Here is a 21,665-nt window from a genome sequence, read left to right as displayed (position 1 = left end):
AGTCCACTGCGACGTCGCCTGTTTTCTGCTTGAACGGACCTTCCCACATGGCCATAGCCCGCCGCCGCAGCGGCCTGACGGTCGCCGCGATCCTCACGATCGCTGTCACCTTCCTGGTGAATGCCTGTGGCACGGGAAACGGGGGCGACGCCAAAGCGGGTACGGCCACCACTCCGGCCGCGCATTTCGATGTCTCTTCGATGCTCGAACCGTCCGGCCGCGCGCTGGGCGTCGTCGACGACAAGACGCCCTGGCAGTACGACATCGCGACCACCTTCGCCAAAGAGGCCGGGCGGGCTCCCGACATCCGCGAGTACTACGGTTCCTGGGGCGACGACTTCGACGCGGAGGGCAACGCCTTCCTCTGGCGGCACGGCCAGTTGCCCATGATGGCGCTGGTGCCCTCCGACACCTCGCTCGCCGACATCGCCGAGGGCCGGGAAGACGCCTACATCCGTCGCCTGGCGGATCAGATCGCCACCTACGACGGCCCGCTGGCCCTCTCCTTCGCCGGCGAGATGAACGGTCCGTGGAACTCCTGGGGTCCCGAGCACACCAAGCCCGCCGACTTCGTCGCGTCGTGGAAGCGTGTGCACGATGTCTTCACCGCGCGGGGCGTCACCAACGTGATCTGGGTGTGGACTCCGCACGTGGTCGATTCGGGCACGACCGCCGAACTGCGTCCGTACTATCCGGGCAGCGCCTACGTCGACTGGGTCGGCCTCATCGGCTACTACGGGCCGATCGACGGGGTCGCCTTCTCCAGCCTGTTCACCCCCACCCTGCGCGAGATCGCGGCCTTCGCCGACAAGCCGGTGCTGATCGCGGAGACCGGGGTGGCGCAGGGCGAGCAGAAGCAGGCACACATCCGTGACCTGTTCCGAGGTGCCGCGAAAGCGGGCGTCATCGGGCTCGTCTGGTACGACCAGCGCAAGGACTGGCCGGGCGGCAAACAGCTGATGGACTGGCGGATCAGCACCTCGAGGGAGGCGCTCGCCGCGTTCCAGGTGGAGTCGGCCCGCAGCGGCTTCGGCCATTCGTTCAAGAACGGCTGATCCAGGGCGCGCAGGGGAAGCCGGGCGCAAGCCCTCAGGAACGACCTTTACCATCACGCATCGGTGCCGGTGGCACGTGCAACCGCGGATGCCCGAGCAGGGGGAGATCAGGGAGATGACGACGGAATCGTCGCCGGGCCAGGGGGTCCCGCAGGAGGAGCCCGGCTGGGCGTTCCGGCCCCGCACGGCGGCCGGCAACCCGCAGCCGTACGGGGAACAGCAGCAGACGCGGCCCGCCGCACCGTGGGACGGCCGGCCGTCGGCCGAGCAGTACGGCGAATCCTCCGGGACTCGGTGGGAGTACACCGTCCCGCTGCGGGTCCCCGAGCCCGGCGCCGGCACCCACGACGCCATGCGCGGGCCGGGACGCGGTATGCCCCCGCACACGCTGCGCGGCGGTGAACCGGCGGACCCGGGGTCCGGATACCCGTCACCCGCGACCGCCGTCCTCGACCAGACGGTCCTCCGCCGCCCCGAGTCCGCCGCCGCGCAGCCGCAGCCCCCTGCGCGCGGGGGCGCCGAAAGGACCGGGAAGACCGGGCGGGTGGGCCGGATCGTGCTCACCCTTGCCGTCCTCGCCGGCGTCGGCGGGGCCGCCGTCGTCATGCTCAAGCAGCAGGACGCCTCAGCCGTCGCCTCGAGGAACCTCACCCAGGAGTGGCAGCTACCGGCGCCCTCCGCCGGCGACACGCTGATCGGCAGCTGGCTCACCGACAAGCTGCTCGTGCGGGCCGGCAGCCGAGGCGGCCTGCGGGCCTACGACGTCACCGACGGCAAGCAGGTGTGGAGCGCCGCGTCCGTCGCCGGCGCCTCCAAGCGCGGAACCGTCCCCTGCGCGATGTCGCCGACGCTCAACGCCCGGGGCATCGGCACGGTCGCCTTCGGCAAGGGCGGCAGCACCTGCACCTGGCTGGCCGGTGTCAAGGCGTCCACCGGCAAGATCCTCTGGTCCATGCCGCTGACCAACGCCAAGCACCCCGCCGCGGCGATCGCCTCGACGTATCTCAAGGGCAACGTCGCCACCGTCGTCAGCCAGAACTTCCTCGGCGGTGTGGACGTCCGCACGGGCACCCGCGTATGGGGGTACAAGGCTCGCGGTCACTACTGCAACGCCTACAACTGGGGCACCGACGGTGCCGTGCTGGTGGACGACTTCTGTCTCGACCAGAAGACCAGGTTCACCCTCACCGCGTACGACGGCAGGACCGGGAAGGTGATCTGGCGGAAGCCCGAGAGCGCCCATTCGGATGTGACGCACTTCCTGTCCGGCTCGCCGCTGATCGCCGCCGTCCACACGGCACGCCAGGACGCCGTGCGGGTCTTCGGCACCACCGGGACCGGCCGCAAACTGGCCGTGGGCGACGACGAGCTCACGAGCGGCAACAGCACCGGCGCCGATCACTCCGCCCGTCTCTACGGGAAGGTCCTGGTCACCCCGGCCTCGACCGCCGGCAGCACGGTGATCGACGGCTTCGACACCACCACCGGCGCCAAACTCTGGACCCACCACTCCGCCGCCCTCGCCGTCCCGGCGTCCGGCGCGGACGACAAGGTGTACGCCGTCACCACGTCCGGCTCCCCGCAGCTCATCTCGATCGACCCGCGCACCGGTCGCTCCACCCCGGTCGCGGGCCTGCCGACGGGGACCGGCAAGTGGAACTTCACCTCCGGCACGGTGTACGTCACCTCGGACGGCGGAGTGCTGGAGCTCAACGCCATCGGGTCGAACGGCGGCGTGCGGCTGTACCGGTAGGACCCTCACGGCGCTCGGGGTGAGGCGTACCGGTAGGACCTCACCGCGAGCGGGGTGAGGTCCTACCGGTAGCACCTCACCGCGCCCAGCGAGCGGCTGTATCAGTAGGGCCTCTCCGCGCCCGGAGTGAGGCGTACCGGTAGGACCTCACCGCGACCGGCGTACGGCTGTACCGGTAAGGCCTCACCGCGGCCCGGGGTGAGGCTCTACCCGGGCCGGCCGGGCGGCCGGGCGCATCGACTTCTCGGACCTTGCCAAGCGGAAGAACCGCCTCAGCACGTAGCCGATCGCAAGGGCAAGTCCCAGCACTCTCCCCGCGCGCTCCTTTTCAGGTTGCCCGAATCACACGGCGCGCTCCTTTGCGCACGAAGCAACCTGGAGGAAAAAGTGATCATCTTGAGTGAAGTGAGTGATAGCGGCATGCCGGCGGCCAACCCGTACGCATGCGGTCGCAGTTGAACGAGTTGTGGCCATCCACCCCGGGCCGAGGAGATAGAGCATGAGCGCACAGGCAGCCGATGATCTGACCTTTCGGGTGCTGGGGCCGGTGCGGGCCTTCCGTGGCGAGGCCGAACTCCCGGTCGGCCCTCCGCAACAGGCGGCCGTGCTCTCGGCCCTGCTGCTGCGCGTCGGGCACGCGGTGTCCTTCGACGATCTCATCGATGCCCTCTGGGAGAGCACGCTGCCCAAGTCCGCGGCGACGACGATCCGTACCTACGTCTGGCGGCTGCGCCGGCTTCTGGAGCCGGACCCTTCGGCACCGGGCAACCTGCTGTCGGCCGCGGACGGGTACCGCCTCGCCATGACCGGCAGTTCGGTGGACGCGTGGCACGCCGAGTCGCTGGCGCAGCGGACCGCCCAGCTCAGGGCCCAGGGTCGTTTAGCGGACGCCGAGGAAACGGCCGGCCGGGCTCTGGCACTGTGGCAGGGCGAGTCGCTGGCGGGCGTCCCCGGCCCCTTCGCGGCACGCAGGCGCGACAGCCTGGAGGAGCTCAAGGTCTCCCTGCGGGTGGAAAGTCTCGACCTGGCCGTCCAACTGGGCCGATTCCATTCGGCGTTGCCAGGACTGTCCGAGCTCACCGCCGAACACCCTTTGCGCGAGCACCCGCACGCGTTGCTGATGCGCGGCCTGTACGCGACGGGACGGCAGTCGGAAGCGCTCGCGGTCCACGACCGTGTGCGCCGTCGCCTCAAGGAGGAACTCGGCGTCGATCCCGGGCGGGAACTGTCCGAGGAATACACACGCATCCTCAACGGCGACGCCGTGTCCGATGCGCCCTCGGAGACCGGGTCGCCTCGGGAACGTACCGTCCGGGCCCCTGACCTCGTGGACCTCCCGGGCGGTGAGCCGCGTTTTCTCGCGAAGAACGGTCCCGCCTCGGCCGACGAACACACTTCGCACGCGGGACTCGACCTGGGAGCAGACCGAGTCCCGGATCAGGCACAGGCGCCGCGGGGCGGGCCGGTCGCGGACCGCTCACGTCCCGCCTTTCTGCCCGCGCCCGCTCAACTCCCCGCCGACACACCCGTCTTCATCGGCCGCGAGGCGCTCGCACAACGCCTGCACGACCTGCTCACCGCAGCTGAACACCACGCGTTGACCACGGTCGCCGTGACCGGCATGAGTGGCGTCGGCAAGTCCACGTTCGCGCTGTACGTGGCCCACCGCACGCGCCACCACTTTCCGGACGGCCAGCTCTACGCCGATCTGGGCGGCAGCAGCGTCGCGGCGGCCGACCCACTCGGTGTCCTCGGGGGTTTCCTCACCGCGCTGGGCGTGCCGGCCGACAAGCTGCCCGAGGAACTGGAGGCCCGCGGGGCGCTGTTCAGGTCCTTGCTCGACCGTCGCCGGGTTCTGGTCGTCCTGGACGACGCGCGGGACGCGGTGCAGCTTCGCCATCTCATGCCCGGCAGCGCCGGCTGCGCGGTGATCGCCACCAGCCAGCCGCGTATGGCAGGTCTGGACGCCACCGCGCACATTCCTCTGGACGTCTTCACCCCGGAAGAGGCGCTGGCCCTGCTGGAGGAGGTGGTCGGGCCCGCTCGTCTCGCCGCCGAACCCGAGGCCGCGCGTTCTCTGGTCGCCGTCTGCGGTCAACTGCCGCTGGCCACGCGGATCGTGGCGGCGCGACTGGCCGCGCGCCCGGGATGGACGATCGCTTCTCTCGTGCGCAAGCTCGCCGATGAACGCGGTCGCATCACCCATCTGCGGTTCGGGGACATCGCCGTCGACGCGGCCTTCGAGCTGGGGTACCGGCAGCTGACCGCTCATCAGGCCCACGCTTTCCGGCTGCTCGCTCCGGCCGCCGAGCCCGACATCGGACTGGCGGCGGTGGCTGCGGTCCTCGGCCTCGACCAGGCCGGCGCCGAAGACGTGATGGAGTCCTTGGTCGACGCCTCGATGATGGAATCCCCCGCGCCGGGCCGCTACCGCTACCACGACCTGCTGCGGGCGTTCGCCCGCAACCTCCCCGTGCCGCCCGGCGAGGAGCCGGCCCGCATGACGGTCCAGCGGCTGCTCGACTTCCTGTTGGCGAGCGCCTGCCAGGCGTTTCGCCGTGTCGTGCCGGGCGACCCGGTGACCGACTGCCTGGGGCCGATCCGGTTCAGGGGCCCGGACTTCGCCGACGTGCCCGCGGCCCGCGCCTGGATCGCCGAGGAGGTCGACGGCATTCTGGCGGTCCTGCGCCAGGCCGTGGACGATCCCACCGCGTTGCCGGTGGCGATGGATCTGCTGATCGCCCTCACCGCCTTCGGCCAGGAGGTGCCGCTGCCCAGCCTGACGGCGGCGGCCGACGTGCTGGCCGCCGCCGCCGAGACCCACGCGGACCGGCGGGCGCTGGGCAGGGCACGGTGGCTCGGTGGCGCTCTCGCCCTGCGTGCCGGTGATCCGGCCGGCGCCGAACGGCTCGCCACCGAGGCGGTGACCCTGTGCCGTGCCACCGGTGACGAGGTCATCCTGCGGCAGGCGCTCAACGATCTCGGGGTGGCGGCGCAGCTCTTCGGCCGGTACGAGGACGCGCTCGCCCATTTCGACGCCGCTCTGGTCCTGGCCGAGAAGCTCGGGCACCGGTCCGGCAAGGTGGCCACCATGCTCAACGTGGCGCTCACGCTCATCCGCCACGGGCAGCCCGCCGCCGCGGTCGTCCCGTGCGAGACGGTGCTTGCGGATCTGCGGTCCGTCGGCGACGACGCCGGGATGACGGCGTACGCGCTCTATGTGCTGGGGCTGGCTCTGCACGGCATGCGGCTCTGGGACGAGGCGGCCGAGCGGCTTCGGGAGTGCCTGCGCCTGTGCCGGGCGGCCGGTATCCGGGACCGGGCCGCACAGGCCGGCTACCGGCTCGCGGAAACACTCAGCCACATGGGCGACTTGGACGGCGCCGCCCTGCACGCACAGGAGGCGCTTGCGCTTCTGGAGGAGAGCGGCGGGGACCGTGATCTGGCCACGGCACGGCTGATACTCGGCCGTGTCCTGGCGGAGCGCGGAGAACGGGACCGGGCGCGGACACAGCTCGCGGAGGCGTACAGCATGCTGGAGCGTCTCGGGCTGCCCGAGGCCCGGCAGGCCGCGGAGGCCCTGGCGACAGTCGATCTCGCCTCGGACTCGCGCGCCGGCCGGACCTGAGGACGCGGTCCCCTGACGGGCGGCGGTGCGCGCTAGCCGATGGTCGTGCAGGTGACGCAGCTCGCGCTGGTGCTGTTCCAGGCGACGACGTGTGCGGCGGGCTGCGCCCCTCCGTCGGCTCCGGCTCGCTCCGCGACGCCCGATATCACGGCCGCCAGGGCGACGAGCCCGAGGACGGCGACGCAACGTCGACGGATCGGCTTGAGGGTCTTGCCACGCATCATGACGCGTATCTCGCTTTCGTACGGCTGAGCCGCTTCGTACCTGTGTGCGGCCATTTCGTGCCTGTGTGCGGCCATCGTGGCACGGTCGCGTCGACAGCCGGTCAACGTCTGATCGGAGGCCGTCACCTAGCCGACGTCGACGTGCTGTTGACACGTGCTGCCTAGCGTTCTCGGTGGTCGGGCCATCCGGCTCCGCACCACAACCGAGAGATCGAAGGAGAGCGACATGACTCGCAACCACGCCACCGGCCTGCGTCCCCGCCTGGACAAGGTGAAGGTCAAGGCCGCCAAGGCCTGAGGCACCGCATGGTCCGCGGCTGTCGGGAAGCACGTCTTCCCGGCAGCCGCCGCCGCACCCCCCTTTCCTCCGGTTCATCCGCACATCGCGTCGGTCCCCGCCGCGTACGGCCCTACGAGAGTGGCCCTTGACTGTCTACGACCTCACCGCCCGCCTTCCGGGGCCGGCGGGCACCTCCGTACCTCTGCTCGCCGTCGTCGACGAGCGGCTGAAGACCACCAGCGTCTGCCTCGCGCTCGCCCATGGCTCGCGCGACGATCCGCAGGGCCGCGGAGGCATCGCCCACCTGCTGGAACACCTGGTGATGTCCAGTCCCCTCGGGGGCGACGGGCCCGCCCGGTCGTTCAGCGAGTACGTGGAGCGCCGCGGCGGTCAGGCCAACGCGCAGACCGGTCTTGAAGTGATGCTGTACTACGCGCAGACGCACGCCGACGACGCCGAGGACGTGGCCGCCGCACTGCTGCGCGCCGTCTTCGAACCGGTGCTCGACGGCCACACGCTGGACCGCGAACGTGCCGTCGTGCTCCAGGAGTTGGCCGCCGCGGCGGCCGATCCCTCGGACGCCGTCCAGGACGCGGTCCTCGCCGGCCTCTTTCCCGGACACCCGCTCGGTCGCCCGGTCGGCGGCACGCCCGATCACCTGGCCGCGGTGACAGCGGAGGAACTGACCACCGTCCACCGCGACGGATTCGTCCGCGCGCCCGGTGCGCTGGTCGTCGTGGGTCCCAGAGTCCCCTCGACGCTGGCCGGAGCCGCCGTCATGGGGGCGGAAGCGCCGGTGGACCCGGCACCCCGTGTCCGGCTCGAGCCCACGAGCCCCGACGATCCGCTGCCGGATCCCGAGGCGGTGAACTTCACCTGGTTCTGCTTCGGCGCGCGTTCGCCACGGGCCGATGTGCCGGGGCGGGCCGCCTACGGTGTCCTCGCCCACCTCCTGGGCTCCAGTCCCTCCTCCCTGCTGTACCGCACGCTGCGCAGCGAGCACGGTCTGTCCTACTCGTTCCACGCCTGGGACCGCGGCTACCGCGAAGCGGGCGCCTGGCGGCTGCTCATCGGCACCGAAGCCACCTCGGCCGGCCAAGTCCGTACGGTCGTACACGAACTGCTGGCAGCGGTGGCCGAACAGGGTCCCACCGCCGACGACTTCGACGCGGCGGTGCGACAGGCGGAGATGAGCCTGGTCCTGGAGTCCGAGACGCCGTTGGAGTACGCCAAACTCATCGCCGAGCGCACCTGCGCCACGGGACGGCCCTGGTCCCTCGACGGCGAGATCGCCGAACTGCGGCGAGTAGGCATCGACGACGTGCGGCGGGCCGCCGCGCACGTCCGCCGAGAACTGCGGATGACGGTCCGCTCGGTGGCCGTCTGATGTACGCCGCCGAGAGCTATCTGAAGTCCGCGCGGGACGCGGAGCTGGTACGCGTCGTGGCCGGGTTGCCCTGTGTGGCGGGCGTCTCCACCGATCCCCTGTCGGGCGAGCGGCGCCTGCTGGTGGAGTACGCCGACCCGGGGCTGCTGGCGGACTCCGACGCCTCGCAGTCCCTGTGGCGGGCGCTGCTCACCGAACATCAGGGGGTGTCCGCCCTCGTCGTACGCGCCGATGCGGATGTCCGGCTGCCGCGGCCGTGGCACCGCGACCTCACCTACGTGCGACTCGCCGAGGACGCCGAGGTGCCGGCCGGCGCCGACGGCCCCCGGGTCACCACGGCGCTGGACGAACACCGGCCGCTGCTGGCCGACTGGCTCGGGCGCGCCATCGTGCACGCCGCGCGTGAGCAGAACCGGCCGGCCGGCGTCGACGCCGTGGCCGCCGAGGCCGACGCCCTGCTCGACACACCGTCCCGGCAGTCGCTGCTGGTGTGGGAGCGGGGCGTCCCGGTCGGCCACGCGACCGTCGTCGGCGAAGCCTGGGACGAGATCACCGACGAGGCTCACATGGAGCTGGTCGATGTCCTCGTCGAACCCGGCGCCGACGGTCCGGCCGGCCGCGAGGCACTGATCGCCGCCGTGGCCGGCCTCGCCCGCACGGCGCGGCTCCCGTTGACCGGGCATGTCGTGCACGGCCTCGACGGCGGTGGCGACCGGGTCACCGCCGCCCTGTGTGCGCGGGGCTGGCGGATACATCACCGCTACTGGACGACGGACGCCCAGGAACTGGCAGCGACTTTGAAGGGGGCCCGACAGCCATGACCGCCGCATCTCTCGACCTGGAACTGCTGCACCGACTGCTCGACGTCCCCGAGCACGAGGGGCCGTACCGTCTGGTGCGCCGCGCCCAGCAGACTTCGGGAACGCTCGCTCAGCTGATCGTGTCGCTGGCCGTCGGTGAAGGCACCGAGCCCGGCAGCGGCAGCCGGGATCTGCTGGAGCGGGCCCGCTCCCGCGCGGCCCGCTACGCCGAGCTGCGGTCGGCGCTCGCGGACCGCCCGGGCATCGTGACCGTCAAGGGCCCCTCCCTCGCCCGCCACTATCCGCCGGACGTCCGGCGCCCGGTGGGCGACCTGGACCTCGTCGCGCACGACGAGGACCAGCTGTGGAGTGCCGTGCTCACACTGTGCTCGCTGGGCGGCGAACCCGAAGAACTGTCGCTGTTCTTCGCCGACGGACGGCTGCACGTCATGCTCGCCGTCCTGTGGCCCTCCCCCGACCCTCTGATGGAGGAGGAGATCCGGGTGGAGCTGTGCACGGCCGCGTTCTGCGGCGACTTCGCCACCGTCCCCGTACGGCCCGAGCTGCCCGAAGACCACGTCCTGGCCGACCTGTTGTCGGTGGCCGAGGAACGGTTCCAGCGCCCGTTCCACGCCAAGGACGCCGTCGACCTGCTGATGCTGCTCGACAGCGGAGCCCTGAAGCCGACGGCCGTCGCCGACGCGGCCGCCACCTGTCTCCTGGCGCCCGAACTCGTAGAACTGCTCGACCTGTTGAGTGCCGCCGTCGTTCATCCGCAGGCCGAGCCGCTGCGGCGTGCCCTGGCCGCACCGGCGGCCGCGGAGCGTGCCCGCCGGACCGCCGCAGCCCTGCCGCGACCGGAGCCGGACCGCTCGGTCACGGCGCGCCTCGCGTCCGGTCGGCCGGTCTGGGGCATGCCGTTGACCCAGACCGTACGGACCGGGGAGCGGTGCGTGCTCGAGCACCGGGACGACATGACACTGGCCCGCACTCCGGTCGGCGACTTCCTGCTGGTGGCCGGCGAACTGGTGCCACCGGAGCTGCACGCCGCCGCTCTCGCCACCGTCACGAACGAGGAGGCCCGACCGTGACGATCTCGGACACCCACGCCATCGAAGTCCGTTCCCTCACCCGGGAGTTCGGATCCCGCCGTCGGCCCGACTCCCTCGTCGCGGCACTGCGTGGCATCGACCTGACCGTCCGCCCCGGCGAGGTGCACGGCCTGCTCGGGCCGAACGGCGCCGGCAAGACGACGCTGTGCAAGATCCTCACGACCGTGCTGCTGCCCAGTTCGGGGTCGGCGCGGGTGTGCGGTCACGACGTCGCCGCCACGCCACGGGCGGTGAAGCCCCTGATCGGCATCGTCTTCGGCGGCGACCGTGGCCTGTACGGCCGGATCTCGCCGCGCCAGAACCTCGCTCTGTGGGGTGCGCTCTACGGTCTGCATGGGCGTGAACTGCGCCTGCGCACCGACGCGTTGCTGGACCGTGTCGGCCTGAGCGAGCGGGCGGACGACCGGGTGGACGGCTTCTCCCGGGGTATGAAGCAGCGCCTGCACCTGGCTCGCGGCCTGGTCAGCGACCCCCGGGTCCTCATCCTCGACGAGCCGACCGCCGGCATGGACCCGCTGGCCGCCTACGACTTCCGCACGCTGGTGCAGGAGCTGCGCGCGGAGGGCCGCTCGGTGCTCGTCACCACGCACGACATGGCGGAAGCCGAAGCCGTGTGCGACCAGGTCACGCTGATCGACCAGGGCCAGGTACTGGCGACCGACCGGCCCGAGGTGCTGGCCCGCCGGATGTCGGCCTACGAACAGGTGACGGCGGCCGCCGTTCCCGTCGCTGTGGCCGAGGACCTGCGCGGCCTGCCCGGTGTCTCCTCGCTCGACCGGACGCCCGACGGACGGATCACGGTCGAGATCTCCGCGGCCGACACCACCGGCGAGGTCCTGCGGAGGCTGGTCGCGGCGGGAGTCACCTCGCTGGCCACGGTCCGCCCCGGACTGGCCGAGGTCTACCGGCACCTGGTCAAGGACCGCGGAATGCGGGTGACCAGGTGAGCCCGACCCTGTTCTGGCAGGTCTTCCGCCTCCAGACCGTGATGACTCTGCGCACCCCGGACACCCTCCACGTCTTCGTGACCGCGCCGCTGTACACCTGTCTCTTCCTGGCCATCACCGAGCATGCCGACCGCCGGGACCTCGCCGGGTTCGCCGTGCTGGCACCGGTGTTGATGTCGCTGTGGTCGATGGCGCTGATGGCCGGCGGTGAGCTGATCGGCCACGAGCGTGAGCGGGGGACGCTTGAGGCCGTGGTGGCCACCCCCGCGCGCTATTCGTCGGTGATCGCGGCCCGGATCGCGGCGGTGACCCTGCTGAGCACGCTGAGTCTCGCTGAGGCCTGGCTCGTCGCCTGGGCCGGCTTCGGTGTGCTGGTGACGATCGCCCACCCCGTGCTGTTCGTCGTCGGGGTGCTGCTCACGGCCGCCGCGATGGCGGGTACCGCGAGCTGTGTGTCGGCCCTGTTCGTGCTGGCGCCCTCGGCTCGCATTCTCCAGAACACGCTGAGCTTCCCCTTCTTCCTGCTCGGCGGGGTCCTGGTGCCCGTCGGCTATCTCCCGCACTGGCTCCAGCCGGCGAGCAAGGCCGTGTTCCTGTCCTGGAGCGCGCAGGTACTGAGGGCCGCCGTGAGCCCGGGCCCGGCCCACGACACGACCGGCGGTCTCCTGGCCGTCGTTCTGCTGGGGCTGGCCGGCTACGCCGCCGGGACGCTGCTGATCGACCGAATTCTGCGCAGGGTCCGGGTCACCGGCACCCTGGCCCGGATGTGAGGCCGTATGGACATCACCGTTTCCCGCATCGTCGTCGTGGGCCGGGTGGTCCGCGCTGCCGCGGCCAACGCCCTGGCCGACTTCCGCGCGACCTACACCTGGTACAGCTGGACGTTCGGCTGGCTGGGCCGGATGCTCTGCCAGGTCACCTTCTTCGCGTTGATCGGCTCCTTCCTGCACTCGGCCGAACAGACCCGCTACCTCGTCCTCGGCAACTCGGTGGCGACCTGTGTCATCGAGGCCATGACCGTGGTGGTGTCGACCAGCTGGGAACGCGGCCAGGGCACCCTGGCGCTGCTGGCCGCCGCGCCCAGCGAGATGGGCTGGGTCTTCGTCGGCCGCAGTCTCCAGTGGCCGGTCAGCGGCTGCGGCACCTCACTGGTCGCGCTGTTGCTGCTGGATCCGCTGTTCGGCGTGCACTTCACCGCGGCCCAGGTGCCCGTGCTGGTGCTGCTGGTGGTGCTGACCGCGTTCGGTACGTACGGCTTCGGTCTGTTCCTCGGCGCTTTCGTCCTCGCCGCGCCGGCCGTCCGCAACATCGTCTACAACGCCGCGTTCCTCATCACCATGGCCATCAGCGGTGTGCAGGTGCCCACCGGCTTCTGGCCGTTCGGCGTGCGGCTGGTGGCGGAAGCGCTCCCGGCCACCCATGGTGTGGCCGCGGTGCGCGCCCTCGCCGACGGTGCCGGGCCTGCCGCCGTCGCACGCCCGGCGGTGTTCGCCGCCGTGGCCGGCCTGCTGTGGCTGGCGGCCGCGCTGACCGCGTTTCGCCTCGCGGCGGAGCGGGCCCGGCGGCACGACGGATACGAGTTCGCCGTATGAGCGGCAAGCCGTTCGAAGAGAAAGGGCACCCCATGTCCCACCAGGCAGCACCCGGGGAACTGAGCGTCCTGGTCGTCAAACCGGACGGCTACCGGTCCCCGCAGGCACGTGAGTACGTCGATGTGCTCCTGGATGCCTCGCGGCTGAGCGTCGAACTGCGCTACGAGGTCTGCCTGGAGGACGAGGACGTCATGGACACCTGGCCCAAGTTCGCCGGGCCCAAGTACCCGATCACCGCGGAACTGCTGAGGCTGTACCTGACCAGCGGACCGTGCGAGGTCATCGTGGTGCGCGGAACGGACGTGGTCGACCGGTGCGTGCAGGTGCGGAGCAAGGTGCGCGCGCGGTTCGGGACGTCGGCGTTCGCCAACTGCGTGCACACGCCGACCGAGCCTCACGAGATCGCCCCCAACGTGGAGAAGTACCTGGCCAGTCTGCCCACGGGGCAGCCCTTCGTACGGCACCACGACGAGGGCGTGACCGAGGGGATCACCGGCCGGCTGGCCGCCGTGCCCCGGTCCGAACTGCTGCGCGAGGCGCGGGAGTTCTGGAGGACGGCACAGGACGACGGCTGGCGCGCGGCATGGCGCCCGCGATCGACGGCCGGTGCCTTCGACGCCTGTCTGCTGCCCGGGGATCCGCACTCCGTCGACCACGGCATGTCGCTGATCGCGGACGCGTTGCCCGGGACCACACCGCGGGAGGTGATCTCCGCCTACGTGGAGGCCGAGGTGGAGGGCCTGTCCTGTCTGCTGACCGGCACCGAGACGCAGGCCCGGGACCTTGCCGGCCTCCTGTCGGCGCAGGGCCTGTACACCGAGGTCCGGCCCCGGACCACCGTCTAGGCGGAACTCACGGGCTGCCGAACGGCCGTGGCGCCACAGCCCCGCCCGCAGCCCCACCACCACCGCCGACCGCTTCCCCGCCGCAGAGCGCAACGACCTTGGAGAGTCCTCGTATGCCGCTGCCCCCTCACCTCGTGGCCCCGGGCCTTGTACCCGAGCAGGAGGTCAACGACGCCAGCGCCGTCTACTATCCGGTCTCCGACACCCGGATGGTGGCCGGTGAGGGCATCCACCTGTACGACTCCGACGGCCGCGGCTACATCGACTGTGCGTCCGCGACGTTCAACCTCAGTCTCGGCTACCGCCATCCGGCCGTGATCCAGGCCATCAAGGACCAGGCCGACCAGCTCATCCATGTGACGTCGGGCTTCCAGACCGCCCCGATCAACGCCCTCGCCCACCGCCTGGTGCAGCTGGCCCCCAAGTCCATCAGCAAGGCCCATCTGAAGGTGGACGGCGGCTCGGCCGCGAACGAGGGCGCCGTCAAGATGGCGCAGCGGACCACCGGCCGCCGGGACGTGATCACCCTCTTCCGCAGCCACGTCGGACAGACGGTGATGATGGCCAGCCTGTCCGGCAACGCCTTTCGCAAGCAGCCGCTGGCCCAGCTCTACCACGGTGGCCTCCAGGTACCGGACCCGTACTGCATGCGCTGCTTCTACGGCCAGGATCCGCGCTCGTGCAAGCTGATGTGCGTCGACCGCATCAACGACTTCCTGGAGTACGCCAGCAGCGGCAGTGTGGCGGCGGTGCTCGTGGAACCCATCTCGGGCAACGGCGGCAACATCGTGCCGCCGGACGGGTACTTCGCCGCACTGCGCGAGCTGTGCGACACCCACGGGATGAAACTGATCTTCGACGAGGTGCAGACGGGCATCGGCCGCACGGGGCGCATGTTCGCCGCCGAGCACTTCAATGTGGACCCGGACGCCATCACGCTGGCCAAGGGACTCGGTGGTTCCGGTGCCCAGGTCGCCGCCATTCTGACCAGCGACGAGCTGGCCGGCCTGCCGACCAACGATCACTCCTTCACCTACGGCGCCAATCTGCTGGCCTCCGCGGCGGCGCTGGCGACCCTGGACGTCATCGACGATCCCGACTTCCTGGCCAACGTCCGTACCACGGGAGCGCACATCCTGGACCGGCTGGAAGCCCTGCGCGGCGCTCACCCGCAGATCGCGGACGTGCGCGGAGTGGGTCTGATGATCGGTGTCGAGATGGTCGACGAGGCAGGTCGTCCGAGCGCCGCGCTCACCAACCGGCTGGCCGAACGCGCCCTGGACCACGGGCTGGTCATCCGGACCTCCCGCTACGGACACGGCAACGTCCTCAAGATCCGTCCTCCGCTCGTCCTGACCCTCGAAGAGGCCGACGTCATCTGCGACCGGTTCACCGAACTGCTGGTTGCGGAGGGCATCTGATGGATCTCCGCTCGGCGCAGCCCGTCAGCCCACGGCCCGCCATGCCGCAGCCCGCCGTGGACAGCGACATCGCCTTCATCGGCGGCGGCTTCCGCACCACCACGTTCCTCTCGTCGGCCCCGGCCCTGCTGCGGCACCGCGTTCGCGTGTACGAGCGCGGCACCGGCGTGGGCCCCGGCGGCTTCGCCCGCTACGGCATCACCACCACGTCGATCGGCTCCCGCTTCCTCAAACACCTGGACCTGAGCGGCCCCTTCGCGGCCCTGGCCCACTCCCCTGCCGTGATGGACGTCGCGCGCGCCGAACAGCCGGTCGCCATGCCCCGGCTGGCCGGCGCCCTCACCACGCTCGGACGCACCCTCCAGGGCGCCCTCGGGGCGGAGGGTGTGCGGCTGGACAGCACGGTTGTCGCGGTCCACGCCGACCGCGCCGGGCACCGGGTGGACGTCCGGCTCGCCGACGGCAGTACGGAGACCTCCGGGCACGCGGTACTGGCCACCGGCCGGACCGAGCGCGCCCATCCGGAGCTGGCCCCCTGGAGGGCGAAGGTGCTGCTGTCCAGCACCGTGATCGCCACGGCCCACCGGACCGAGATCAAGGAACGGCTGCTTGCGGCGAACGGACGTCCGGTGGTCGTCGCGGGCAGTTCGCACAGCGCGATGTCCGCCCTGCGGATCCTGCTCGACCTGCGGGCCGAGGTGCGTGCCGAACACCCCGGCGCGCCGCTGCCCGAGGTGCAGGTCGTCCGCCGCGGCCCGGCCCGGCTCATGCACGACAGCGCGGACCTCGCGCGCCGCGATCAAGTACCGTGCCGGGAGCGGCCGTTCGATCCGGCGCGCGACATCTGTCCCTCGACCGGCATCGTCTACCGTGACTCGGGACTGCGCCATCAGTCACGCGCCCTGTACTGCGCCCTTTGGGCCGGCGAGCTGCCCGGCGCGGCCCTCGTGGACGCGTCCGTCCTCGCCGACGCGTCCGACCGGTTCGACGAGGCCGCATTCGTCGTCCAGGCCCTCGGTTACCACGGGCAGGCTCCGGACCTCTACCTCGACGGTGTGCTGGTTCGTCCCGGCGACTCGCCCGACCGGCTCCTCGCGGACGACGACGGAGCGCTCCTGGTGTCCGGGACAGCGCATCCGCTTCTGTCCGTCCTTCGGGTCGAGCCCACCCCGCTCGACCGCCGCGACAACACTGCTTACGCCAGCGATCTTTACAGACGCCTGGCCGGCCGCCTGGACCGCCTGGCCGCACCGGTCACGGAGGTGGGCGCGTGAGCGACGAGCCCGTCCTCGACGCGCTGGCCGCCCTGGTGGCCGGACGACGTACGAGCGTCCCCCACCCGTACGTGGTCGGCGTCACCGGAGTCGACACCGCGGGCAAGTCCCGGATGGCCGAACGGCTGCGGGCCCGGCTGCACGCACAGGGCACGCCCGTCGCCGTGGTCCATGTGGACGACTTCCACCGCCCCCGTGCCGAACGGTACGACCCCGCGCTACCGGCGCCCCGTCAGTACTACGAGCGCAGCATCGACTTCGCCCGACTGGCCACCGAAGTACTGGCGCCGCTGCGGACCGACGGCGGGCTCCGGCGCTCCGTCGCCACGCTCGACCTTCCCTCCGACGAGTGGAAGACGGTCCGCTACGACATCGGTCCCGACACCGTCGTGATCCTGGAGGGCGTCTTCCTCTACCGTGCGGAGACCCGGCGCCACGTCGACCTCTTCGTCCATCTGGACGTCGACGAGGACACGGTGCTGGCACGGGCCAGGCAGCGCGACCTGCCCACCCAGGGTGCGGAGGTCATGCTCAAGTACGCCGCCAAGTACCTGCCCGCCCAGCGCGCCTACCTGGAGCGGCACCCGCCGCGGACCATGGCCGACGTCGTGATCGACAACTCCCGCTGGGAGGAACCGACCATCCGCGCCTGGCCGGGCGAGCCCCGGGCCGTCCTGTTCGACCTGTGGAAGACGCTGGTCCCGCTGCCCGAAGAACTCAAGGCGCGCACCTTCGAGGCCACCGCCGAGGCGCTCGGACAGCACCCCTCGGACCTGGCCGACGCGTGGAAGCGCACCCGGGAGGTGCGCGAGACCCGTCCGTTCGCGACGTATCTGGACTGGCTGCGCGACCAGGTGGGAGGCACCTGGTCCGCGGTTCAGGCGCGGGACGCGGCGGCGACGCGGCGGCGGCTGCACGGCGAGGCCTTCGCCACCCCCCTGCCCGGCGCGGTCGAGGCCGTGGCCGAGGCGAGGCGGCTCGGGCTGCGGACCGCGCTGGTCTCCAACTGCGCCTCCGACGTCCGGGAGATGGTGCGCGAATCCGCTTTCGCGGGGCGCTTCGACGAACTGCTGCTCTCCGCGGAGGCCGGCGTCATGAAACCCGACCCGGAACTGTTCCGCACCGCCGCCACCCGGCTCGGCGTGCCGCCGAGCGCCTGTCTCTTCGTCGGTGACGGCACCGACGGCGAACTGGCCGGCGCCGTCGCGGCGGGCATGACGGCCGTCCTGGTGGAGTGCGGCGAGCCGCGCTCGTGGACCGGACCCCGGATCGCCTCCTTGGCCGCACTCACCGACCATCTCATCGACGTTCTCGCCAAGGGGTGACCCGCTGCCATGCACATACACCAGAAGGTCCTGCTCGTTCCCATGCAGCCGACGCCCAACGGCCGGATGCACATCGGCCACGGCGGCGGCACCTACCTCCGTGCCGATGTCATCGCCCGCGCGCTGCGCGCCCAGGGCCATGAGGTCGCGGTCATCACCGGCAGCGACGTGTACGAGGACTGGGTGGTCGCCGCCGCCCAACGCGAAGGCCGTTCCCCCGAGGAAACGTGTCGCGACCACCACGCGGGAATCGCACGCGACCTCGACCGCCTCTCCATCCGGCTCGACGCCTGGATCGACCCTTCGGGAGAGGCACACCGGGACGCCTACCGACAGCTCCACGAGGACGTCCTGACCCGGCTGCGGACGACAGGCGCCGCCCGCCTGGAGAGCGAGCGAATCCCGTTCGCACAGGACACCGGCCGAGCGCTGGTCGGCCCATGGATCGCCGGCGAATGCCCGCACTGCGGGCGCCCGTGCGGCGGCAGCACCTGCACCTCCTGCGGGGAGTACTTCGTACCCGAGCAGCTGGTCCACGCCCGTTCCCGGATCGGTGACAGCCCGGTCCAGTGGCGTACGGAGCAGAACTGGTTCGCGACAGCCGACGATCCCGGCGCCATCGCCGACCGCCATCGCGCGGCGGGTCTGCGGCCGGTGTTCCTCGCTCCGCTGCTGCGCGCCCTGGACAACCACGGCGGCCGTGTCCGGCTGACCGGCCAGGGCGACTGGGGGGTCCGCAGCGGAACACTGCCCGCCGGCAAGGTCATCAGCAACGGATACTTCCTCTACAGCGTCTACTGCGGCGAGGTACACCGGGCGTCGACCGGAGCCGCGGTCAACCCCTTCACACCCGGCAGCGGTGTCACCACCGTCGGCCTGTTCGGCAGCGACAACTCCACGCCAGGACTGCTGGTGCCGGACGTGATCGCCCAGGGCTCGCAGGGGACCCTGGCGCCGTTCGACGCCACCGTCGTCAACGGCATGCTGAACTTCGAAGGCCACAAGTGCTCCACCAGCAAGCGTCACGGCATCTGGCTCTCCGAACTGCTGGAAGGCACGTCCGTGTCCGCGGACGAGCTGCGCCACACCCTGCTGCACGCCCCTCTCGACCACGGCCCGGCCGACATCTCCCTGAACACGCTCACCCACCACGTCAACACTCTGCGCGAGTGGCGCACGACGGTGCTGCGCCCCGCCCTCGACCGACTGCGGGAACAGTCGCACCCCGTACGGCGGGCCGAGGCGGCGCTCAAAGCGGCGGCCGAGCAGTACGCGCTGCTCACCCCCTACTCCCCTGACCTCACAGCAGCCGTGAAGGCCTTCGACGACTGGATCGGCAGTCCCCAGGTCCCCGACGCGGAATGGCTCGTCGGCGTGGCGCTACTCGGCCGTCCGCTGCTCCCGGACCTGGCCGACCACGTGTGGACACAGCTGGGCTTTCCCGGCGAGCCCGATCTGCGGCAGGCGGAACAGCTCGAACCCCTGCCACGGCAATCTCCGGCCACCACCGCGGACCTGCTCTCCGCCCCGCTCGACCCGGCGACGCTGGAGCCTTACGTGCACCTGCAAGATCCGGAGTGAGTCCTCGCGGACCCGACCCGATCGGGCACAGGATGTCGGGTCCGGGCTCGTGGGCGCCGCCTAGCGTGGTGGTCGTCAAGAGGAAGGTGACCGGGCATGCTGGAGCGGCTGAACCAGGCCATGGAGCACATCGAGCGCCGTCTCGACCAGGACATCGAGGTGGACGAGCTGGCGCGCATCGCGGCCACTTCGGAGTACCACCTGCGCCGGATGTTCTCCGCGCTCGCGGGCATGCCGCTGTCGGAGTACATCCGGCGCCGTCGGCTCACCCTCGCGGGCGCCGAGGTGCTCGCGGGGCGGGAGACGCTGCTGGAGATCGCGGTGCGCTACGGCTACGGCTCCGGCGAGGCGTTCGCGCGGGCGTTCCGTGCCATGCACGGCGTCGGACCGAGCGAGGCCCGGCGTACCGGCGCCGCACTCAGCTCCCAGTCCCGGATGGCCTTCCGCCTCACCGTCGAAGGGCGTAGCAGTATGCGATACCGCGTTGTGGACAAGGCGGACTTCGCCGTCGTCGGCCTCAAGGCCCGGGTGCCTCTGGTGCACGCGGGTCCGAACCAGGCGATCATCGACTTCGTCCGCGGGATCGATCCGCGGACCCTGGAGGGCCTGGAGAAGTTGTCGGACCAGGAGCCGCACGGCATCGTCGCGGTCTGCGACGACCTCGACCCCAGCCGCGCCGAAGGCACCGAACTCGACTACTACCAGGGCGTGATCACCTCCGGAGCCGTTCCCGACGGCACGACCTCGCTGGCCGTCCCGGCCGGCGCCTGGGCGGTCTTCACCACCTCGGGGCCCGCGCCGCAGGCCGTCCAGGAACTGTGGCGGGACGTCTTCACCGAATGGTTCCCGTCGAACCCGTACCGCGGCCGCCCCGGCCCGGAGATCCTGCGCATGCGCCTGTCCCCGGCCGGAACCGAGGCCGAAGCCGAACTGTGGCTCCCGGTGGAACCCGAGAACGGCTGAAGACGCGGCGGCCCAGAAGGGATCCGCGGGCTTCGCGTCCCCTATACCTGCATTGGGGCGCTTCCCCGCGGATCGCCGGGTGACGTCCGGGCCGGTGGGGCGCCGCTCGCTGTCGCTGACACCGCCCTCGCAGCGCGCCGCAGCGCGCGACGCTCTCGTCCCGGCAACGTGGTGGCCAACTCGCCGACCGGGCATACGTCGTGGCATTCACCGTCCGGGCCGCCCCGGCACCACCACACCGGCGGGCCGGCCGCGTCCGTCGCGCCCGGGTACCAGTCGCCGGAGGTGCCCGCGGGACGCGGATGCATTCCGATCCTGTGTTCCCGGCAGACCGGCCAGACCTGCCACAGCAGCTCGGTGACGGTCGTCTGCGCCGCGTCGGCGATCACGCTCAGGACCGACATCGGGTCGTCCGGCTCCGGTGGGTCACCCTCCTCCAGATCGGTCGCGTTCACCGCGTTGCCGTGCCAACGGCCGTCCGGCAGCGCCACGTAGATCTGCTCCCCGTCCAACGAACCCCGTGGTGCGGCGTTCCAGGACGGGACGAGCATCAGCACCAGCGGTTCCTGACCAGGCAGGGTCGCCGTCAGATCGCGGTTGACCACCGCGAGCGCCGCCTCCGCCTTCGGCCACTGCCCGAACTCGGCCCTTCCGGGCTCCGGCCGGTACCGCCCGCCCCGGTCCGGACCGACGATGTGGGAGGAGAAGTAGTTCACCGGTCCATCGTCCCACCCTGAGCCTCCCAGGCGGCAGGGATATTGGCCGCTCGGTACGCAACGCGCTCCGGACCGAGGCTTCCGCGTGCGTTGCTAACGTGATGGCATGGGACGTCGTCGGCATCGGCACTTGGTCATCGGATCCGAGCGGTTCAGGTGGTGGGTCAGCCATCGGCATGTACCGGCCGCCGACACCGGCAACGTGGCCGGATGCTCATGCCAAGAGGTCCTCGTCCTCGCGCGCGTGGGTTCTCCTGGCGTGATCCGTATCGTCTTCGAGGCGGGTCCCGATCGCGTGGTGGGTGGCGGTGGTTGGGGGGCTCACGACGGTGGCGTCAGCCGCGTGCGAGGCGGCTACCTCAACCTCCACCGGCCTGCCACCGTGCGAGGCTTGATGGAAGCGGCACTGGCGGACGGACAGCGTTTCGGGCACGCCGGCCAGGTCGACGGGTGGCGGTACTTCGATGCCGTGGCCGCGCATCTGCCGCCGGAACCGTCGGACCCCGTCAATCGAGCCGTGGATCATTCAGCGCTCTGAACGGATTCGGGTCCGACGCCGTAGTCGTAGCCGTACGCGCCAAGTCACCACTGTCTGAAGCTCCGTATCGCCGACCGGCGCCGGTCACCGCCAACTCCATCGCCATCGCTACTGCCACTGCCACTGCCACCAAATCGGGCCACATTGGCGATCCGCGCCGTACAACGGGCCGGCCTTCGGACAACCAGGCCTACGATTGTGCCGGTTGATGAGCCGTACCATCT

Annotated in this window: 19 protein-coding genes; 17 read left to right on the top strand and 2 right to left on the bottom strand. The window is 71.2% G+C overall.

All coding sequences use genetic code 11. The annotated features are described in order from the left end of the window. The first annotated feature begins 47 nt into the window (after positions 1–47). The 3 genes from ABZV42_RS30175 (at position 48) to ABZV42_RS30165 (ending at position 6,436) form a co-directional block, all read left to right on the top strand. Positions 48–1,055: a glycosyl hydrolase gene (locus ABZV42_RS30175; RefSeq protein ID WP_356054541.1), complete on the top strand. Its 1,008-nt coding sequence runs from the start codon at positions 48–50 to the stop codon at positions 1,053–1,055. Between the two features lie 115 nt (positions 1,056–1,170). Further along, positions 1,171–2,808 carry a PQQ-binding-like beta-propeller repeat protein gene (locus ABZV42_RS30170; protein ID WP_355984626.1) on the top strand — a complete coding sequence of 546 codons (1,638 nt, stop codon included), beginning with the start codon at positions 1,171–1,173 and terminating at the stop codon, positions 2,806–2,808. Between the two features lie 499 nt (positions 2,809–3,307). Further along, complete coding sequence (locus ABZV42_RS30165) at positions 3,308–6,436, top strand: BTAD domain-containing putative transcriptional regulator (RefSeq protein WP_356054539.1); 3,129 nt, start codon at positions 3,308–3,310, stop codon at positions 6,434–6,436. Positions 6,437–6,468: 32 nt separating this feature from the next. Here ABZV42_RS30165 and ABZV42_RS30160 read toward each other — a convergent pair whose 3' ends face one another. Then, positions 6,469–6,714, bottom strand: coding sequence for a hypothetical protein (locus ABZV42_RS30160; protein WP_355984624.1), 246 nt, complete (start codon positions 6,712–6,714; stop codon positions 6,469–6,471). Positions 6,715–6,814: 100 nt separating this feature from the next. Here ABZV42_RS30160 and ABZV42_RS30155 point away from each other — a divergent pair, with 100 nt between their 5' ends. The 13 genes from ABZV42_RS30155 to ABZV42_RS30095 all read left to right on the top strand — a co-directional run bounded on the left by ABZV42_RS30155 (position 6,815) and on the right by ABZV42_RS30095 (position 20,187). Next, positions 6,815–6,958 carry a hypothetical protein gene (locus ABZV42_RS30155; RefSeq protein ID WP_355984623.1) on the top strand — a complete coding sequence of 48 codons (144 nt, stop codon included), beginning with the start codon at positions 6,815–6,817 and terminating at the stop codon, positions 6,956–6,958. 127 nt (positions 6,959–7,085) lie between these two features. Further along, positions 7,086–8,327, top strand: a complete 1,242-nt coding sequence (locus ABZV42_RS30150; protein WP_355984622.1) for a pitrilysin family protein — start codon at positions 7,086–7,088, stop codon at positions 8,325–8,327. Further along, a complete protein-coding gene (locus tag ABZV42_RS30145; protein WP_356054537.1) occupies positions 8,327–9,148 on the top strand; it encodes a hypothetical protein in 822 nt (273 codons plus the stop codon). Before ABZV42_RS30150 ends, ABZV42_RS30145 begins: the two co-directional genes overlap by 1 nt. Then, positions 9,145–10,218 carry a hypothetical protein gene (locus ABZV42_RS30140; protein ID WP_356054535.1) on the top strand — a complete coding sequence of 358 codons (1,074 nt, stop codon included), beginning with the start codon at positions 9,145–9,147 and terminating at the stop codon, positions 10,216–10,218. Before ABZV42_RS30145 ends, ABZV42_RS30140 begins: the two co-directional genes overlap by 4 nt. Then, positions 10,215–11,186, top strand: coding sequence for an ABC transporter ATP-binding protein (locus ABZV42_RS30135; RefSeq protein WP_356054533.1), 972 nt, complete (start codon positions 10,215–10,217; stop codon positions 11,184–11,186). The genes ABZV42_RS30140 and ABZV42_RS30135 overlap by 4 nt, the downstream gene beginning before the upstream one ends. Continuing rightward, the gene (locus tag ABZV42_RS30130) at positions 11,183–11,956 is read left to right on the top strand and encodes an ABC transporter permease (RefSeq protein WP_356054531.1); all 774 of its coding nucleotides are present in this window, start codon (positions 11,183–11,185) and stop codon (positions 11,954–11,956) included. The genes ABZV42_RS30135 and ABZV42_RS30130 overlap by 4 nt, the downstream gene beginning before the upstream one ends. A 6-nt stretch (positions 11,957–11,962) precedes the next feature. Continuing rightward, the gene (locus ABZV42_RS30125; RefSeq protein ID WP_355984617.1) at positions 11,963–12,778 is read left to right on the top strand and encodes an ABC transporter permease; all 816 of its coding nucleotides are present in this window, start codon (positions 11,963–11,965) and stop codon (positions 12,776–12,778) included. 32 nt (positions 12,779–12,810) lie between these two features. After that, positions 12,811–13,623 (top strand): hypothetical protein, encoded by an 813-nt coding sequence (locus tag ABZV42_RS30120; RefSeq protein ID WP_355984616.1) that lies wholly within the window; start codon positions 12,811–12,813, stop codon positions 13,621–13,623. A 113-nt stretch (positions 13,624–13,736) separates the two neighbouring features. Further along, complete coding sequence (locus tag ABZV42_RS30115) at positions 13,737–15,044, top strand: aminotransferase class III-fold pyridoxal phosphate-dependent enzyme (protein WP_356054529.1); 1,308 nt, start codon at positions 13,737–13,739, stop codon at positions 15,042–15,044. After that, the gene (locus ABZV42_RS30110) at positions 15,044–16,318 is read left to right on the top strand and encodes a hypothetical protein (RefSeq protein ID WP_356054527.1); all 1,275 of its coding nucleotides are present in this window, start codon (positions 15,044–15,046) and stop codon (positions 16,316–16,318) included. The genes ABZV42_RS30115 and ABZV42_RS30110 overlap by 1 nt, the downstream gene beginning before the upstream one ends. Further along, complete coding sequence (locus tag ABZV42_RS30105; protein ID WP_356054525.1) at positions 16,315–17,643, top strand: HAD-IA family hydrolase; 1,329 nt, start codon at positions 16,315–16,317, stop codon at positions 17,641–17,643. The genes ABZV42_RS30110 and ABZV42_RS30105 overlap by 4 nt, the downstream gene beginning before the upstream one ends. 9 nt (positions 17,644–17,652) lie before the next feature. After that, positions 17,653–19,224: a class I tRNA ligase family protein gene (locus tag ABZV42_RS30100; protein WP_356054523.1), complete on the top strand. Its 1,572-nt coding sequence runs from the start codon at positions 17,653–17,655 to the stop codon at positions 19,222–19,224. A gap of 96 nt (positions 19,225–19,320) precedes the next feature. Continuing rightward, positions 19,321–20,187 (top strand): AraC family transcriptional regulator, encoded by an 867-nt coding sequence (locus ABZV42_RS30095; RefSeq protein ID WP_355984611.1) that lies wholly within the window; start codon positions 19,321–19,323, stop codon positions 20,185–20,187. Between the two features lie 41 nt (positions 20,188–20,228). On the opposite strand, the gene ABZV42_RS30090 is transcribed toward ABZV42_RS30095, so the two are convergent. After that, positions 20,229–20,903 carry a hypothetical protein gene (locus ABZV42_RS30090; protein WP_355984610.1) on the bottom strand — a complete coding sequence of 225 codons (675 nt, stop codon included), beginning with the start codon at positions 20,901–20,903 and terminating at the stop codon, positions 20,229–20,231. 259 nt (positions 20,904–21,162) lie between these two features. Here ABZV42_RS30090 and ABZV42_RS30085 point away from each other — a divergent pair, with 259 nt between their 5' ends. Next, a complete protein-coding gene (locus ABZV42_RS30085) occupies positions 21,163–21,441 on the top strand; it encodes a hypothetical protein (protein WP_355984609.1) in 279 nt (92 codons plus the stop codon). Positions 21,442–21,665: the final 224 nt, after the last annotated feature.

Origin of the sequence: Streptomyces sp. NPDC005281, from assembly GCF_040607495.1 — a bacterium.
Classification (GTDB): Bacteria; Actinomycetota; Actinomycetes; order Streptomycetales; family Streptomycetaceae; genus Streptomyces.
Note: the sequence above shows the minus strand (reverse complement) of the source record. Positions and strands in the feature narration are given on the sequence as shown.